The 15,323-nt window shown below is 72.2% G+C and carries 15 protein-coding genes; 5 read left to right on the forward strand and 10 right to left on the reverse strand.

What is annotated here, in order from left to right; all coding sequences use genetic code 11:
* Positions 1 to 140: 140 nt before the first annotated feature.
* The 5 genes from IE263_RS27865 to IE263_RS27885 form a co-directional block, all read right to left on the reverse strand.
* Positions 141 to 548 (reverse strand): hypothetical protein, encoded by a 408-nt coding sequence (locus IE263_RS27865; RefSeq protein WP_189940564.1) that lies wholly within the window; start codon positions 546 to 548, stop codon positions 141 to 143.
* A gap of 29 nt (positions 549 to 577) precedes the next feature.
* On the reverse strand, positions 578 to 1,039 hold the full coding sequence (locus tag IE263_RS27870; RefSeq protein ID WP_189940565.1) for a hypothetical protein: 462 nt from the start codon (positions 1,037 to 1,039) through the stop codon (positions 578 to 580).
* Between the two features lie 260 nt (positions 1,040 to 1,299).
* On the reverse strand, positions 1,300 to 1,980 hold the full coding sequence (locus IE263_RS27875; RefSeq protein WP_189940566.1) for a response regulator: 681 nt from the start codon (positions 1,978 to 1,980) through the stop codon (positions 1,300 to 1,302).
* Positions 1,977 to 3,197, reverse strand: a complete 1,221-nt coding sequence (locus IE263_RS27880) for a sensor histidine kinase (RefSeq protein WP_189940567.1) — start codon at positions 3,195 to 3,197, stop codon at positions 1,977 to 1,979. The genes IE263_RS27875 and IE263_RS27880 overlap by 4 nt, the downstream gene beginning before the upstream one ends.
* A 114-nt stretch (positions 3,198 to 3,311) precedes the next feature.
* Positions 3,312 to 5,666 carry an MMPL family transporter gene (locus tag IE263_RS27885; RefSeq protein WP_189940568.1) on the reverse strand — a complete coding sequence of 785 codons (2,355 nt, stop codon included), beginning with the start codon at positions 5,664 to 5,666 and terminating at the stop codon, positions 3,312 to 3,314.
* A 309-nt stretch (positions 5,667 to 5,975) separates the two neighbouring features.
* Here IE263_RS27885 and IE263_RS27890 point away from each other — a divergent pair, with 309 nt between their 5' ends.
* The 3 genes from IE263_RS27890 to IE263_RS27900 are packed head-to-tail and all read left to right on the forward strand — an operon-like array spanning position 5,976 to position 7,326.
* Complete coding sequence (locus IE263_RS27890; RefSeq protein WP_189940569.1) at positions 5,976 to 6,458, forward strand: MarR family winged helix-turn-helix transcriptional regulator; 483 nt, start codon at positions 5,976 to 5,978, stop codon at positions 6,456 to 6,458.
* Positions 6,455 to 6,904: a winged helix DNA-binding protein gene (locus IE263_RS27895; protein ID WP_189940570.1), complete on the forward strand. Its 450-nt coding sequence runs from the start codon at positions 6,455 to 6,457 to the stop codon at positions 6,902 to 6,904. Before IE263_RS27890 ends, IE263_RS27895 begins: the two co-directional genes overlap by 4 nt.
* A 50-nt stretch (positions 6,905 to 6,954) precedes the next feature.
* Complete coding sequence (locus IE263_RS27900; RefSeq protein ID WP_189940571.1) at positions 6,955 to 7,326, forward strand: tetratricopeptide repeat protein; 372 nt, start codon at positions 6,955 to 6,957, stop codon at positions 7,324 to 7,326.
* Positions 7,327 to 7,386: 60 nt separating this feature from the next.
* Here IE263_RS27900 and IE263_RS27905 read toward each other — a convergent pair whose 3' ends face one another.
* Positions 7,387 to 8,784 (reverse strand): PepSY-associated TM helix domain-containing protein, encoded by a 1,398-nt coding sequence (locus tag IE263_RS27905; protein ID WP_189940572.1) that lies wholly within the window; start codon positions 8,782 to 8,784, stop codon positions 7,387 to 7,389.
* Between the two features lie 148 nt (positions 8,785 to 8,932).
* On the opposite strand from IE263_RS27905, the gene IE263_RS27910 reads away from it, so the two are divergent.
* A complete protein-coding gene (locus IE263_RS27910; RefSeq protein WP_189940573.1) occupies positions 8,933 to 9,577 on the forward strand; it encodes a peptide deformylase in 645 nt (214 codons plus the stop codon).
* 23 nt (positions 9,578 to 9,600) lie between these two features.
* Here IE263_RS27910 and IE263_RS27915 read toward each other — a convergent pair whose 3' ends face one another.
* The gene (locus IE263_RS27915; RefSeq protein WP_189940574.1) at positions 9,601 to 11,019 is read right to left on the reverse strand and encodes a dihydrolipoyl dehydrogenase family protein; all 1,419 of its coding nucleotides are present in this window, start codon (positions 11,017 to 11,019) and stop codon (positions 9,601 to 9,603) included.
* Between the two features lie 143 nt (positions 11,020 to 11,162).
* Here IE263_RS27915 and trxA point away from each other — a divergent pair, with 143 nt between their 5' ends.
* Positions 11,163 to 11,555, forward strand: a complete 393-nt coding sequence (trxA, locus tag IE263_RS27920; RefSeq protein ID WP_189940575.1) for a thioredoxin — start codon at positions 11,163 to 11,165, stop codon at positions 11,553 to 11,555.
* A gap of 3 nt (positions 11,556 to 11,558) precedes the next feature.
* Here the strand turns inward: trxA and IE263_RS27925 are convergent, their stop codons facing one another.
* From IE263_RS27925 to IE263_RS27935, 3 genes are read right to left on the reverse strand one after another with little or no spacing between them, the layout of a single operon-like run.
* Positions 11,559 to 12,995 carry an aldehyde dehydrogenase family protein gene (locus tag IE263_RS27925; protein ID WP_189940576.1) on the reverse strand — a complete coding sequence of 479 codons (1,437 nt, stop codon included), beginning with the start codon at positions 12,993 to 12,995 and terminating at the stop codon, positions 11,559 to 11,561.
* Between the two features lie 30 nt (positions 12,996 to 13,025).
* Complete coding sequence (locus IE263_RS27930) at positions 13,026 to 14,204, reverse strand: 4-hydroxybenzoate 3-monooxygenase (protein ID WP_189940577.1); 1,179 nt, start codon at positions 14,202 to 14,204, stop codon at positions 13,026 to 13,028.
* Positions 14,205 to 14,232: 28 nt separating this feature from the next.
* Positions 14,233 to 15,270, reverse strand: a complete 1,038-nt coding sequence (locus IE263_RS27935; protein WP_189940578.1) for a LacI family DNA-binding transcriptional regulator — start codon at positions 15,268 to 15,270, stop codon at positions 14,233 to 14,235.
* Between the last annotated feature and the right edge of the window lie 53 nt (positions 15,271 to 15,323).

Genomic DNA, 15,323 nt, shown 5'->3' on the forward strand with positions numbered 1-15,323 from the left:
GGTGCGCAGGATGCGGAACATCGTGGTGCGCACCGGTGCGCGCGATGCGGTTCATCGCCGGGCGCGGAGCGCACCGCGTGGTTCGACTCATCCCTGGCAGCGCTTGCGATGGCGCGCGGGCTGCCACGGGGGGTTCGGTATCAGGCGGCCCAACTCCCGTTGGACAAGGCCGCCGAGCGGAAGTGGAAGTAGAACTGCGTGCCGTCGGGGACGTCGTACTCGATCACGTTCCACTCACCGCCCACGGCAAGGGTGTAGCCCGAGGGGCAGTGGCTTCCGCCGGACGCCGTCTCGAAGCACACCATGACGTAACGGTTGGTCCTGGGCATGATGTTGATGTCGGCGCAGTTGCCCGACGTCACGAACAGCCGACCAGCCGGGAGATCGGCGGTGCCCTCCGGCTTGGAGTAACTGTGCGCGCTCCCGTAACAGGAAGCGGCCGCGGCCCTCTCCTCGCCGGCCTGGGCGGCGGTCGGGGCGAGGATCGTGACCCCGGCGAGCAGCGAGGCCGCGAGGGTGCCGTTGGCGAGGCGCTTGCGGACATGCATGGTGGGTTCCTCCAGGAGAACGGCCTTTGCTACGCGTACATGACGTCCGAGGCGCAGCGCGCCCCGGAGTCGCCGGGGTACTTCGTGCCGAGGCAGACATAGACGCGGACGGACGTGTTGCCGGTGGTCGTGGAGTCCCAGTAGCCCAGGTCCTGCCCCCCGGACGTGGAGGTGTCGTCCACGGCGAGCGGCCCGTACAGACCCCAGCTGTCGCGGATGTACGCGCGGGCCGCGACGCCGTCGGCCTGATGGTCCTGGACATAGTTGTAGTAGGAGGTGTTCAAGTCGGCACTGCCACCGGAGTAGATGCAGACCGTCGCCTGCACAGTGCCGCCGCTCAGTCCCTGGGAGTTGGCGACGGTGGCCCGCAGGGTCTCGCAGCCGGCGGCGGCCCGGGCCGGCGCGGCCGCCTGGGCGGGCACCGCGAAGGTGGCGAGGGCCAGTGCCGTGCCGAGCACCACGCCCGTACACGCCGTTCGTATGCGCATCATCAGTTCCCTGTCGTCGAGGTCGGGGAGCGTCTGCGTACCCGTGGGCGGCGTGGGACGCACCGGGCGCCCACGGCCTTCGAGCCGCGGGGCTCCGGGTCGTGATCTCCCCCTCACCACGACCTTTCGCCCGGCGACCGCCACCGATGCTGGCGGCCCCGGGGAACGAGAGCAACGACAACCGTTTGTCCCGGACAGTCCCGGACAGTGCCGGGCTGTCCGGGCAGGTCAGAGCCCCGCCGTGCCCGTGTCCGGGACAGTGGTCAGGGCCTCGACGATTCCGGGCGTACCAGGCCGGTCTGGTAGGCGATGACCACGAGTTGGGCCCGGTCGCGGGCTCCGAGCTTGGCCAGGGCACGCTGGATGTGGGTGCGCACGGTCAGGACGCTCAGGACGAGTTCGGCGGCGATCTCGTCGTTGGACATGCCCTGGGCGGCCAGCACGGTGACTTCCCGTTCGCGGGGGGTGAGGTCGCTGAGGCGCTCCGGAGGGGCGAGGAGAGATCCCGGTGCAGGGGTGGAGAGGAAGCGGGTGATCAGTGCTTGTGTCGCCCCCGGCGACAGCAGGGCCTCACCGGAGGCGACCGTGCGGATTCCGGCGAGAAGCGCGTCCGTGGTGACGTATTTGCCCAGGAAGCCGCTGGCGCCCACGCGCAGCGCCTGGGCGACGTACTCCTCGGTCTCGAACATGGTCAGCACGAGGACCCGGGTCCCGGCGAGGTCGGGGTCGCCGCAGATGGTGGCGGTGGCGGCCAGCCCGTCCGTCCCGGGCATGCGGATGTCCATGAGCACCAGGTCCGGGCGGTGGGTACGGGCGAGGTTCACCGCCTGCTCGCCGTTGGCGGCCTCGCCGACCACCTCCATGTCGTCGCAGGAGTCGATCAGAAGCCGGAACGTGCCCCGCAGCAGGGCTTGGTCGTCGGCGAGCAGGACGCGGATGGTCACTGGGCGGCCTCTTGTCGTTCTGTCAGGGTCTCTTCATGGACGCGTGCCTGGAGCGGCAGTGCGGTGGTGACTTCGAAGCCCCCTTCGGGGCGAGGACCGGCGCGCAGGTCGCCACCGACGGAGTGGGCGCGTTCCCGCATGCCCATCAGACCGTAGCCGCCGCCTGGAACGGACGGAGCCACGGCGTGCCCGTCATTGGTGACGGTGATGAGCAGGCGGGAGCCCGAGTAGGTGAGCCGGACACGGGCCGCGGGGTCGGAGGCGTGTTTGGTGGCGTTGGTGAGGGCTTCCTGGATGATCCGGTACGCCGTCAGGTCCACACCCGGTGACAGGGGCTGCGGCTCGCCTTCGGTGGTGACGGTGACGGCGAGACCAGCCGACTCGCACGCCGAGACCAGCTCGGGCAGGCGGTCCAGGCCGGGAGCCGGTTCCAGGGAGTCGGAGTGGGGATCGCCGGCCTGGCGCAGCACACCGACCGTGGCGCGGAGTTCGAGCAGCGCGGAGGACGTGGTGAGGGCCAGGTCGGCGAGGATCCTCTGGGCCTGCTCGGGGTGCGTGGGCGCCAGGTGGGCGGCGGTGCCGGCCTGGGCGTTGGCGACGGCCATGTGGTGGGCGACGACGTCGTGGAGTTCCCGGGCGATGCGCATGCGTTCCTCGGCGACGCGCAGACGGGCCTCCTCCTCGCGGGTGCGCTCGGCGTGCGCGGCGCGCGCCTGAACGGACTCGGTGTAGGCGTGCCGCAGGCGGGATCTGCCGCCGCCGACCAGGGGCAGCAGCAGCCAGAGCACCGGGCCGACGGTGCGAAGCAGCAGCATGTCGGTCGTGGGTCTGTCGAGGATCGCGGTGATCACCACCATGGCCATGGCCACCAGGCCGTACACGCGCGTGATGGTGGGATCGGTGGCGGCGGCAAGCCAGTACAGCGCCATCATGAGAGGCGCCAGCAACAGGGGGGTGGGCAGATATCCCATGGCGCCGACGGCCACCGAGGAGGCCGTGGCCAGGGCGACGGCGATCCGCGGGTGACTTCGCGCCTTCACGACCACGAAGCAGGAGAGGCCGGCCAGGAGCGTGGCGGGTCCGTCGTTGTCCGGGAGATCGGTCCCGGGGACGCTGAGCGAGGTACCAAGGGCGGTGCAGCCGCACAGCGCGAGGAACATCAACGTGTCGGCGACGCGCGGATGGCGCTCCGCGTACCGCTCGAGGTTGCTCGTCATCGTGTTTCTCCGGGTGAGGGTTCCGGGTCCATGGTCGCCGACGCTCGGCTGGACGGTTGTCCGGGCCGCCCGAGGTCCTCGCCTCGGGCGGCCCGGGGACGGGCGAGCACCCGGTCAGACACGCGCCTCCACCGGCTCGTCCGGCGTCGGGTCCGGGTCGGGGGCAGGGCCCTGGGCCTCGGTCGGACGGCGGCTGAGGGCCTCTCCCTCCACGTCGACCCGCGGCAGGATCCGGTCCAGCCACTTCGGCAGCCACCAGGCCCTGTCGCCGAGCAGCGCGAGCACGGCGGGCACGATCGCCATCCGTACGACGAAGGCGTCGAAGAGCACCGCGGAGGCGAGACCGAACCCGATCATCTTGATCATGGAGTCGCTCTCGCCGATGAACCCGGCGAAGACCGCGATCATGATCAGCGCGGCGGCCACGACCACCCGGGCACTGTGGCGGAACCCGGACACCACTGCCGGCCTGGCAGCCTCGCCGTGGGTGTACGCCTCCCGCACCCGTGAGACGAGGAAGACCTCGTAGTCCATGGCCAGGCCGAAGACGATGCCCACCATGAAGATCGGCATCAGGCTCATGATCGGACCGGTGGTCTCCGCGCCCACCAGTTCCGCACCGTGCCCCTGCTGGAAGACCAGAACGACCACGCCCAGGGACGCCAGCACCGACAGCAGGAAGCCGAGGGCCGCCTTCAGCGGGACGAGCACCGACCGGAAGACCACCAGCAACAGCACGATCGCGAGACCCACCACCACGATCAGATACGGGACCAGTGCCGCCTGGACCTTCTCGGCCATGTCGATGTTCAGCGCGGTGGTACCGGTGACCTCGAAGGACGCGTCCGTCGCCGACTCGACGGCGGGACGTTCGTCACGAATGGTCTTGACCAGGGTCTTGGTCTTCTCGTCGGTGGGGCTCGTGGAGGGAGTGGCCATGAACACCGCGGTGTCACCGGCCTCGTTGAAGCGCGCCTGCGAGACCGAGACGATCCCCTTCGTGGCACCGATCTCCTCGCTGATCGTGCTCACGGCGGTCTTGGGATCGTCTGCTCCCCTGGCGTCCACGACGATGGTCAGAGGTCCGTTGAAGCCGGGTCCGAAGCCCTCGGCCAGCGCGTCGTAGGCCCGGCGCTCGGTGGTGGCGGTGGACTTGGCCTCGTCGCCCGGCATGCCCAGCTGCAGGGACGCCGCCGGCAGGGCGAGGCCGCCGAGACCCAGGACTCCGAGGAGCAGTACGGCAAGGGGGCGGCGCAGGACGAAGCGGGCCCAGCGGGTACCCAGGTTGTCCGGCTCAGGCTTCTCGTTCTCGGTCCCCCCGCTCCTCAAAGCCACGACCTCGGCCCCGGGGCTGCTCCCGGCCGGCGCGTTCTTCCTGCGCGACAGGATCCTCCTGCCGCGCAGGGTCCGCTCGCGGGTCTCGGCCTTGTCCTCGCGCTTGGCTCCCTTGCGTACCCGACGCGACAGCACCGCGTCCGGCCAGAACCCGAGGAACGCCGGGACGAGGGTCAGAGCGATCAGCACGGCGACGGCCACCGCACCCGCGGCGGACAGGCCCATCTTCGCCAGCATCGGGATGCCGACCACCGACAGACCGGCCAGCGCGATGACCACGGTCAGTCCGGCGAAGACGACCGCCGACCCGGCGGTGCCCACGGCCAGCCCGGTCGCCTCCTCCGGCGTACGGCCCCGGGCGCGCTCCTCGCGGTAGCGGGAGACGACGAACAGGGCGTAGTCGATACCGACCGCCAGGCCCAGCATCATCGCCAGGGTGCCGGTGCTGGCGGACAGGCCGAGCGGGTCGGCCAGGGTCAGGATCGCGAACAGGCTGATGCCGACGCCGACGATCGCGGTCAGCAGCGGCAGTCCGGCGGCGGCCAGCGACCCGAAGGTGAGCAGCAGCACGACAGCGGCCACCGAGATGCCGATGATCTCGGCCACTCCGCCGGGACCGCCACCGCTGTCCATCGCGGAACCGCCCGCCTCGACGGTCAGGCCCGCCTCCCGCGCCTGGTCGGCGGCCTTCTCCACCGCCGTACGGCTGGCGTCGGTGACGTCCTCGGACGTCACCTTGTAGGTGACGGTCGCGTACGCCGTCGAGCCGTCCTCGCTGACCGTCTGCGACGCGAACGGGTCCGCGACATCGGCGACCTGCGAGCCGCCGGCCAGGGAGTCCACCGCTTCTTCGACGGCCTTCCTGTTGTCGGTGGCGGTCACCTTATGCCCGTCGGGGGCGACGAAGACGACCCGCGCGGTGGCGCCGTCGGCTGCCGCGCCGGGGAAGCGTTCCTCCATGAGATCGAATGCCTTCTGGGACTCGATCCCCGGCATGGAGAACTCCTCGTCGGAGGCTGCCGGCGCCTGCAGCGCGCTCAGCCCGACGGCGGCCAGGACGGCCACCCACATCAAGGCGGCGTACCCGCGCCGCCGGAAGGCCAGACGGCCCAGCCGATACAGAAAAGCAGCCACGTCAGGGAACTCCACATCCGTACTCGACATCCGTACTCGATTGCCTGCTCAGACTGTCCTCGCGGGGCCGGTCTCGTCGTCGTGCGGCTACTGGCACTGCCGTCTACCGCAATCGCAGGTCTGCCTACTGAAACCGCAGTAGGCGCCCGGCCCGCCGTGTCCTGCGCCGGTACGACGGAGGTCCGCGTCAGCCCACGGCCCCGGGGCCTGAGGAAGGTCGACGCGGACTTGCCGTCGCCGTTCCCGGGCCTCTCCGGCCCTCACCAGAAATAGTAGCCATGGACATAGTCGCCATGTACTGTATCCGCCATGAGCAAGGGTTCCGAAAGGGCCACACCCGGTTACCTGGTGTGGCGGCTGTCGACGAAGTGGCGCGTGGCGGTCGATCGGGCGGTGGCGCCGCTGGGGCTCACCCACGCCCAGTACTCCCTGGTGGCCTCGCTGTACGGCATGCAGCGCGGTGGTGAGCGCCCTAGTCAGCGGCGTCTCGCCGACCACACGGGACTCGAACCGCTGTACGTGTCGAAGCTCGCGCGGGCGCTGGAGTCCGCGGGGCTGATCGAGCGCACCCGGGATCCGCGCGACCCGCGCGCCGTCCAGCTGGCGCTGACCGAACAGGGCCGGGACGTCACGCGACGGGCCGTCGCGGTGGTCCAGGGGCTGCTGGAGCAGCTGCTGGAGCCGCTGGGCGGCCTGGACAGCCCGCGGACGCGCACCTTCACGAGCGAGCTGACGGCCCTGCTCGACGTACCTCTCGACGTCACCGACGACCACCCTCAGGGGGAGACATGACCACCACCGCACCCACCGTCGACGGCCGCGCGATCGGCCTGGCGCACTACGCCGGCCGCGCCGTCCTGGAGCACGTCCTCGCCCGCCACGGGGCGACCTTCCCGCAGCAGATCACCCTCCGGGCGGCGGTGGTCGCCGACGGCCCGCTGGACCTGGACGCCCTGGTCGCCCAGGTCACCGGGGCACTCAAGACCGACCCCGCCGACGTCCGCGTCACGGTCGACGAACTGCTGACCAAGGGGCTGCTGTCGGCCGACGGTCCGCAGATCCGGGCCACGGAAACGGGGCGCGAGCTGATCGCCACGGTCGCCGCCGAGACGGGCAGGGTCTCCGCCCGGATCTACGCCGGCATCCCCGCGGAGGACCTGGCCGCCGGCGGCCGCGTGCTGGCGCTGGTCACCGAGCGGGCCAATGCGGAACTGGCCGCGCTCACCTCCCAGAGGTAGTGGAATATTCAACCGGCAGGTCCGGTTGTCGGCCTCGAAGGAGGCCACGAGTGGACATCACCTACGAGGCGACGTACGACACCGCCTACTACGACCACGGAACACCGGCCGAGCGCTGGGAGCGTGCGCAGCTGTTCTTCGGCGCGCGCGACTACGCCGCCGCCGCGCGGGTCCTGGCCGGGCTGGTCGAGGAGGTGCCGGAGCAGACCGGACCGCGGCTGCTGCTCGCCCGCGCCTACTACCACTCGGCCCAACTGCGCCGCGCCGAGGCCGAGTTGCGGGTCATCGTCGAACGCGACCCGGTGGAGCACTACGCCCGGCTGATGCTGGGCCGCACCCTGGAGCGTCAGGGACGGCACGAGGAGGCGGGACCGCACCTGCGCATCGCCTCCGCGCTGGCGGGCGACTTCCCGGAGGCCTGACACCACGACGGGAGCGGCCCGGCGGTGGAGATCACCGTCGGGCCGCTCCCGTCCGAGCACTCAGGCGGACGTCCGCCGCCCGCGCCGGTGCGCGATCTCGCCGAGGACGACGTCCACGACGAGGAACGCGGCGAGCGGGATGCCGAGCAGCGGAACGAAGTAGCCGAGCACGGCGATCACCGCCATCAGCGGGACGAGGACGTACGGCGGGACCTGCGCCCACGCGCCGCGCGGGATCGGCCGGCCGAAGGCGTTGCCGCGGCCGCGCTGCCACCACATGCGGTAGCCCCACACGATCAGCAGGATCAGTGCCAGTGCGAGGAGCATCAGCGCGATCTGGTTGACCAGGCCGAACAGGACGCCGGTGTGCAGGTCGATGCCCCAGCGGGTCAGCTTGGCGAGCACCGGGTAGTCCTCGAACCGCAGGACGTCGGTGACCTCGCCGGTGGCCGGGTCGACCGCCACGGAGTCCTGCTTCGTGGGCCAGCTGCGCTGTACCTGCCTGACGACGTACGCCGACTCGGCGTCCGCGGGCGGCACGATCTCCACGGGGTCGCCCAGGCCCTCGGCGCGGGCGGCGGCCAGGACCTTGTCGAGGCCGACGCCGTGCTCGCCGTTGCCGCCGGTGCCGGAGGCCGCGTCGTGACCGCCGTGTTCGCCGGCGGTCACCGCCGCCGAGATCGAGGGGGTGGACCCGCCGAGCGAGGTGCGTAGCTCGTCGATGCTCGCGCCCGCGTACTGCGACCAGGTCAGACCGGTCGCCGACAGGAAGAAGAAGCCGGCCGCGGCCCACACGCCGACCGTGCCGTGCAGACCGAGCGTGCGGCGCCGGCCGCTGGTGCCGCGGACCTTGCGCAGGTCGCGACGGCGGGAGAACCACAGCGCCACGCCACCGGCCGCGATCACCCACAGCCAGCTCGCGGCGAACTCGCTGTAGAGGCGGCCGTTCTCGCCGAGGTGCAGGTCGCGGTGGAACTCGTCGATCCAGGTCCGCAGCGGCAGCGCGCCGGTCGAGCCGTACTGCTCCAGGGCGCCGCGCACCTTGCCGGTGTACGGGTCGACGAACACGGCGAGGGTGTGGGTCTCGTCGACGCCCTTGACGCCGGACAGCATCACCCGGGTCGTGGCGTCGTCGGCCGGGGAGGGCCGTACCGACGCGACCGCGCCCTCGGGGTGCGCCTTGCGGGCGGCAGCCACCTGCTCGGATATGGGCAGCTTGGTCTCGCCGACCGGCACGGTCATCTCGTGCGCGTAGACGAGCTTCTCGGCCTGGAACGCGCCCGCGTACAGGAAGCCGGTGACGGCGGCGACGAGCAGGAACGGGGCGACGAGCACGCCGGCGTAGAAGTGCAGGCGCAGCACCAGGGGGCGCAGGGGTGCCCACGGACCGCGGGACGTCGGCGCGGGCGCTGCGGGTTGCGGGGCCTCGTCCGTGGTGGTCGAGGGAGCGGTGGACATCGGCGGGCTTCTCCGAGGGTCGTGGGGACCTTTTCAGGCGTGACGGTCCAGTAGTCGGAGCGGGACCCCGCCGAGTTCCCAGCCACCCAAGTGACCTGTGTCACAAGGGAATCCGGGAGATGCGAGGCCGTCGTGGCATGCTGGCCCGATGGCATCTCCCAGTCCCCGCGCTCCCCTTGCCGAGCGGATCGAGCAACTCCTCGCCCTCGGCGGCCCGTTGCCCATCGTCGCGGCCGGCGACCCGGTCCTGCGCGTCGGCACCGAGCGCTACGACGGTCAGCTCGACCCCGCGCTCCTGGCCCGCTTCGTCGAGGCCCTGCGCGTCACCATGCACGCGGCGCCGGGTGTGGGTCTGGCCGCCCCGCAGGTCGGTGTGGAGCTGCGGATCGCGGTGATCGAGGACCCGGCGCCGGTGCCGGAGGAGGTGCGGGTGGCCCGGGGCCGGGTGCCGCAGCCGTTCCGGGTCCTGGTCAACCCGTCGTACGAGCCCGTCGGTTCCGCCCGTGCCGGGTTCTTCGAGGGCTGTCTGAGCGTGCCGGGGTGGCAGGCGGTGGTGGCGCGGCATGCCGAGGTGCGGCTGAGGGGTGAGGACGAGCACGGCCGCCCGCTGGACGAGGTGTTCAGCGGGTGGCCGGCCCGGATCGTGCAGCACGAGACGGACCACCTCGACGGCCTGCTCTACCTGGACCGGGCCGAACTGCGCTCGCTCTCCGCCAACGAGACCGTGGCGCAGCGCTGGGCGCAGCCGACGCCGGAGACGGCAGCCAGGGCGCTGGGCTTCGAGCTGCCGTAAGGCGAGTTGCCGCCGCAGGCAGGTCAGTGGTCGCGGAACGCCTCCAGCAGCCGCAGCCACACCTCGCTGATCGTCGGGTAGGACGGGACGGCGTGCCACAGGCGGGCGACGGGGACCTGGCCGGCGACCGCGACGGTCGCCGAGTGGATCAGCTCGCCCACGCCGGGGCCGACGAGGGTGACGCCGCGCAGGATCTCGTCCTCCAGGTCGACGACCATGCGGGCGCGGCCCTTGTAGCCGTCGGCGTACAGGCCCGCCCCGGCGACGGAGGACAGGTCGACGTCGACGGCGCGGACGCGGTGACCGGCCTGTTCCGCCTCCGCCAGGGAGAGACCGACCGCGGCGGCCTCGGGGTCGGTGAAGACGACCTGCGGGACGGCGTGATGGTCGGCGGTGGCGGCGTGGGCGCTCCACGCGTCGGACTCCAGGTCCGCCACCCCCGAGGCACGGGCGGCGATGGCGGCACCGGCGATGCGGGCCTGGTACTTGCCCTGGTGGGTGAGGAGGGCGCGGTGGTTGACGTCGCCGACCGCGTACAGCCACTCGCTGTCGGTGACGCGCAGGCTGTCGTCGACCGTGAGCCAGGAGCCCGGTTCCAGGCCGACGGTGTCGAGGCCGATGTCGTCGGTGCGCGGGGCGCGGCCGGTGGCGAACAGGATCTCGTCGGCCTCGATGCGCTCGCCGGTGTCGGTGACGACCACGACGGTGCCGTCCGACCGGCTCACCGACTCCACCGAGGTGCCGGTCCGCACGTCCGCGCCGGCCTCCGTGAGCGCCTCGGCGACCATTTCGCCCGCGAAGGGCTCCATGCGGTTGAGCAGGCCCTTGCCGCGGACGAGGACGGTGACCTGTGCGCCGAGGGCCTGCCAGGCGGTGGCCATCTCGGTGGCGACCACTCCGCCGCCGACCACGACGAGCCGGCCGGGGACGGACTGCGCGCTCGTCGCCTCCCGGCTCGTCCACGGCTTGACCTCGGCGAGGCCCGGCAGATCGGGCAGGACGGCGCGGGAGCCGGTGCAGACGGCGACGGCGTGCCGGGCGGTCAGGATCTTGTCGCCCACGGTCACTGTGCGGGGGCCCGCCAGACGGCCCCTGCCGCGGTACAGGTCCGCGCCGATGCCCTCCAGCCAGCGGACCTGGCCGTCGTCTTGCCAGTCGGAGGTGTAGTAGTTGCGATGGGCGAGGACCGCGGGCGCGTCGAGGGGGCCTTGCACCGCCTGGCGCAGGCCGGGCAGCCGGCGGGCGTCGGCCTGGGCGATGACCGGCCGCAGCAGGGCCTTGCTGGGCATACAGGCCCAGTACGAGCACTCGCCGCCGACCAGCTCGTTCTCCACGACCGCGGTGGTGAGGCCGGCGGCGCGGGTGCGGTCGGCGACGTTCTCCCCCACGGGCCCGGCCCCGAGCACCACGACGTCGTACGCGATGGTTTCCGTTTCCGTCATGGGGTCAGTCTGGTGGGTGGTGTGCGGGGTGGCCACACGGGTAGGGGCGCGGAATACGCGACCGGCCGCCCGTGTTGTGCGGACGGCTTCACCTCATGCCAGGAAGCACCTGGCAGGAAGCACCGGGAAGAGGGAATGACGCCATGAGCAGCACCGTGGAGCTCACCAAGGAGAACTTCGACCAGACGGTCACCGACAACGACTTCGTCCTGATCGACTTCTGGGCGTCCTGGTGCGGGCCCTGCCGTCAGTTCGCCCCGGTGTACGACAAGGCCGCAGAGGAGAACCCCGATCTGGTGTTCGGCAAGGTGGACACCGAGGCGCAGCCGGAGCTGGCCGCGGCCTTCGGCATCCAGTCCATCCCGACGCTGATGATCGTCCGTGACCGCGTCGCCGTGTTCGCGCAGCCGGGTGCCCTGCCCGAGGCCGCCCTGGCGGACGTCATCGGGCAGGCCCGCAAGCTCGACATGGACGAGGTCCGCAAGTCGATCGAGGAGCAGCAGGCCGCCCAGGGCCAGGGCGCCCAGGGTGAGTAACTCCTAGAAGGGGTACGGCGCCACGTCCCCGCGCACCGTCGTCCAGCGCACGTCGGTGAAGGCCTCCAGGTTGGCCTCGCCGCCGAAGCGGGCGCCGGTGCCGGAGGCGGCGATCCCGCCGAACGGCGCCACGGCCTCGTCGTTCACCGTCTGGTCGTTGATGTGGACGATGCCGGTCGGGATGCGTTCTGCGAGTTCGAGGCCGCGGGCGGCGTCGCGGGTGACGATGCCCAGGGAGAGGCCGTAGGAGCTCTCCGCGGCCAGGGCGGCGGCCTCGTCCGGGGTGGAGAAGGCACGCACCGGGGCCACGGGGCCGAAGACCTCCTCCGCGTACGCGGGCGTGCGGTCGTCGACGCCCGCGAGGACGGTGGGCCGGTAGAAGAGGTTCTCGTGCGTGCCGCCCGCCGCGAGTTTCGCGCCGGCGGCCGTGCTGGCCTCCACCAGGCCGTGGACCTTGGTGAGTTGGCCTTCGTCGATGAGGGGGCCGAGGTGGACCTGGGCGCGGTGCGGGTCACCGACGGCCAGGGAGTCGGCCTTCGCCGCGAGCCGCTCGACGTACTCCTCGTAGAGGGAGGCGTGCACGAGGTGGCGGCCGGTGGTCATGCAGATCTGGCCCTGGTGGAAGAACGAGCCCCAGGCGGCCGTGGAGATCACCGCGTCGAGGTCGGCGTCCTCCAGCACGACGAGGGCGGAGTTGCCGCCCAGTTCCAGGTGGGCGCGCTTGAGGTGGCGTCCGGCGGCCTCGCCGACGGCCCGGCCGGCCGCGGTGGAGCCGGTGAAGGAGATGACGGGCACGCGCGGGTCGGCGACCAGGGCCGCGCCGGTCTCGGGGCCGCCCGGCAGGACGTGCAACAGGCCCTCGGGCAGACCGGCCTCGGCGAAGACAGCGGCCAGGGACAGCCCGCCGCACACCGCCGTACGCGGGTCCGGCTTCAGGACGACCGCGTTGCCGAGCGCGAGGGCGGGCGCGACGGAGCGGATGGACAGAATCAGCGGGGCGTTGAACGGGGAGATCACGCCCACGACGCCGACGGGCACACGCCGGGTGTACGACAGCCGGGGCGCCTCGCTGGGCAGGACCTGACCGGCCGGGCGGGAGGCGAGGGCGGCGGCCTCGTAGCACTCCTGGGCGGCGACGTGCAGTTCGAAGTCGGCCTTGCCGGGGATGGAGCCCGACTCACGCACGAGCCATTCCCGCAGCTCTTCGGCGTGCGCGGCGAACAGGTCGCCGGCCTTGCGCAGCACTCCCGCACGGACGAAGTGCGGGACGCGGGCCCACTCGGCCTGGGCGGCGCGGGCCGCCTCGGCGGCCGGGGCGACGTCCTCGGCGCCGGCCAGGACGACCGTGCCGAGGGTGTCGCCGGTGGCGGGCTCGGTGACGGGGTGCTGGGGGCCCGACAGGGTGCGGGACTGCCAGGTCGTGGGGTCGAGCAACGGCATGACGGCTCTCCGATCAGTCACCCGCGGGACTCACGTGGGAAGCGGAAGTCCCGTGTAGTTCGCCGCCAGTTCGGCGGCCGCGTGGCGGGATGCGGTGATCCGGCGCAGCCGGGCGAGCTGCAGGTGGTGGTCGAACGCATCCCCATCTGGTTGAGCGTGCAACATCCTAGTCATGTCGTAGGAGAAACGGGTGGCCTGCCACACCCGCTCCAGGCACAGGTCCGAGTACCCGTCCAGGAGCCGGGTGGAGCCTGTGGCGTGCAGTGCGGTGAAGGCGTGGGCGAGCACGCTGACGTCCGAGACGGCCAGGTTGAGTCCCTTGGCGCCGGTCGGCGGGACGATGTGGGCGGCGTCCCCGGCGAGCAGGAGCCGGCCGTGGCGCATCGGCGCGTGGACCTGGCTGCGCATCGGGGTGACCGCCTTGGCGGTGATCGGGCCGCGGTTCAGGGTCCAGTCACCGTCGATGGCGAAGCGCGCGGCGAGTTCGTCCCAGATCCGGTCGTCGGGCCAGTCGTCGAGGCTGGTGTCGTTGGGGACCTGGAGGTAGAGGCGGGACACATACGGCGAGCGCATGCTGTGCAGGGCGAAGCCGCGTTCGTGCCGGGCGTAGATCAACTCGTCGCAGGACGGCGGGACTTCGGCGAGGATCCCGAGCCAGGAGTACGGGTAGTCGTGGGTGTACGTCCGGCCGGCCGCCGCCGGGAAGGCGGCGCGGGCGATGCCGTGGGAGCCGTCGCAGCCGACCACCCAGTCACAGACGAGGGTCTGTTCGCGGCCGTCGTGCAGGAATCGTACGACGGGTGTGTCGCTCTCCGGCTTCTCCACGGCGAGCGCCTCCGCCTCGAACAACAGGGGTGGCCCGGCGGCGAGTTGGAGGGCGACGAGGTCCTTCACGATCTCCGTCTGGGCGTAGATGGTGACGGTGCGGCCGCCGGTGAGGACCGGGAAGTCGAGGTGGTGGCGCTCGCGCTCGAAGCGCAGCTCGATGCCGTGGTGGACCAGGCCCTCGGTGTCGAGGCGGTGGGCCGCGCCGGCCGCGCGCAGGGCGTCGACCGTGCCCTGCTCCAGCATCCCGGCACGCTGGCGCCGCTCGACGTACTCGCGTGTCCTGCTCTCCAGGACGACACAGTCGATGCCGGCGCGGTGCAGCAGACGAGCGAGGAGCAGTCCGGCGGGGCCGCCGCCGATGATGCCGACCCTTGTGCGCATGGCATGCCTCCCCTGGTGCGGCGGTGGGTCAGGTGGAGTCGCGGTGCACCACCGTGGCCTCGAACATCTCGTGCGACTCGGGCTGGGCGCCGGGGTTGCGGACCGCCCGGTCGACCAGCCCGGCGAGGTCGCGGCCGGAGGGCAGCGCGATGCGGACGGTGCTGAGCCGGGGGCGCAGCAGCCGGCCGAGCATCAGGTCGTCGGCGCCGATGACGGCCGCGTCCTCGGGTATGCGCACGCCCTCGTCCTGCAGGGCGCGCATCAGCAGCATGGCGTACTCGTCGTTGTAGGCGAAGACCGCGTCGAGGCCGAGGCCGGGCCAGCGGGCGGCGAGGGCGGCCGCGGACTCCTCGGTGTAGGCGAGGGGCAGCTCGGTGATGGTGGCGTCGGTGCCCTGCACGGCTTGGCGGGCGCCGGCGAGACGGGGCACGGAGAACATCTTCAGGCCGGGCTCCACGGGGACGACGACACCGATGCGGCGGCGGCCCCGGGCCACCAGGTGCCCGGCGGCGCTGCGGCCGACGCCGGCGTGGTCCAGGAGCAGGGCGTGGGCGCCCTCGACGGGCTCGGAGCTGAGGGTCACCACGGCGCGGGCGCCGGAGCGCTTGAGCACGGCGACGCCCTCCGGGCCGAGGCCGGGACCCGGCACCAGGACGGCGACCGGTCGCAGTTCGGCCCAGGCGCGGGCGGCGTCGTCCCCGTGCAGTCCGCTGGCGCCGTACTGGACGACGATGTAGTCGAGGCGGCTGAGGGCGCCCTGGAAGTCGTGCACGAACTGGCTGTAGAGGGGCCCGGCCGGGACGGGCGGGGCGGGCATCAGGACCATCCGGCTGTGTCCCGCGCGCAGCGTGCGGGCGGCCGCGTGCGGGACGTACCCGAGTTCCTTCGCGGCCTGGTGGACGCGGCGGCGCGTGGGCTCGCTGATCCGTACGGCGCTGGTGTTGTTCAGGACGTAGGAGACGGTCGCGCGCGAGACGCCGGCCAGGCGGGCCACGTCGGCGCTCGTGGGCACGGAGCGCGGCGCCGACGACGGTGTCGGCGCGGGCGTGTTCGGTATCTGCACCATGACGTACCGCATCTTGGCAGACGCGGTCGGGGCGGGGTCGGGCGGGGGAACAC

Origin of the sequence: Streptomyces aurantiogriseus (assembly GCF_014649375.1) — a bacterium.
GTDB lineage: Bacteria > Actinomycetota > Actinomycetes > Streptomycetales > Streptomycetaceae > Streptomyces > Streptomyces aurantiogriseus.